Source organism: Capillibacterium thermochitinicola (genome assembly GCF_013664685.1).
GTDB lineage: Bacteria > Bacillota > UBA4882 > UBA10575 > UBA10575 > Capillibacterium > Capillibacterium thermochitinicola.
This window is the reverse complement of sequence record NZ_JAAKDE010000070.1, coordinates 1-1,204: the sequence shown is the minus strand read 5'-3', so window position 1 is coordinate 1,204 and position 1,204 is coordinate 1. Positions and strand designations below refer to the sequence as shown.

2 protein-coding genes are annotated in these 1,204 nt (G+C 46.4%); one reads left to right on the top strand and one right to left on the bottom strand.

Annotated features, from left to right (window positions below; all coding sequences use genetic code 11):
• On the bottom strand, positions 1-129 hold a 129-nt coding region (locus G5B42_RS12370), incomplete at its 3' end, for a transposase (protein WP_181340615.1).
• Between the two features lie 208 nt (positions 130-337).
• On the opposite strand from G5B42_RS12370, the gene G5B42_RS11495 reads away from it, so the two are divergent.
• Positions 338-1,186: an RHS repeat domain-containing protein gene (locus G5B42_RS11495; RefSeq protein ID WP_181340614.1), complete on the top strand. Its 849-nt coding sequence runs from the start codon at positions 338-340 to the stop codon at positions 1,184-1,186.
• Positions 1,187-1,204: the final 18 nt, after the last annotated feature.

Sequence of the window (1,204 nt, the reverse complement as noted above, 5' to 3'; positions counted from 1 at the left end):
CTTAAGCCAATTGTGTACTGTATTTTTGGAAAGACCGTGACGCCGGGCTACCAGTGCAACATTACCGACTTCTTGGCATTCTCTAACGATTTGTTCTTTAAAATCCTGGTCATAGCGTTTCGTTTTCATCTTTTCTACCCCCTGGTTTCATTCTAGCATGTTCGTACTTTTTCTCCAACTGAATTAGGGGGCTAGATAGAATCCCGTCCCCACCAGGTATATCAAGGTCCATTGCACCTGGGATGATTGGGACGAGAACTCTGTTCCCGTCCACAATGGTGAATTCATAAATACACCGCAACAGATTATTGCTGTCTACTACCAAGTAAACCAAAGGGTGGAAGAATACCAGTACGACGTCGCCGGGAACCGGAAGCAAGAGACCATCACTTTACGCTCGAGCACGACCCGGAACTATCGCTATTATCCGAACTCCAACAAACTAATGACCAATGGTAAGTACGCCTTTGTTTACGATGAGAACGGGAACTTGATCCAAAAAGGAGAGTACTTTACCATTGAAGGGGATACCGTGGTCTTTGATCCGGAAGAGAAAGACCTTTGGACCTACGAATATGACCTGTTAAACCGGTTGACCAAGGTTGAAAAAGACGGAAAGGTCGTTGCTGAATATCTCTATGATGAAGCCGGGCTGCGGGTGCAGAAGAAAAGCCCCGATACTACAGTCTATTATGTCTTTGACCAATCCGGGCAGGTGCTGTATGAAGAGGAAGACGGAGAGTATCTGGCGTATGTTTATGTCTTAGGTAAGCACTTTGCCCGGGTGGACGGGAAAGTGGGGAGTGGGGAGAAACAGACCTATTTCTACCATACGGACCACTTGGGGAGCACGGTTCTAGTGACGGATGAAGCGGGTCAGGCCGTTTGGAGCACGGAGTATACGCCCTTTGGGAGCCTGACGATTGCGGAAGGTAAACTGAAGCGGGCAGCGAAGTTTACTGGGAAGGATCTGGATGAGGATACGGGGCTCTATTACTTTAACGCTAGGTGGTATGACAGTGAGTTAGGGAGGTTTATTTCGGAGGATCCGGTAAAGGATGGCGTGAATTGGTATACGTATGCGAATAATAATCCGTTACTTTATGTGGATCCATTAGGATTAGCTGCTTTTGTGACAAAACAGATCAAGTCCAGATTAGTGTGTAAATTCCTCAGTTATCAATAAGCTTATCTGATATACGCA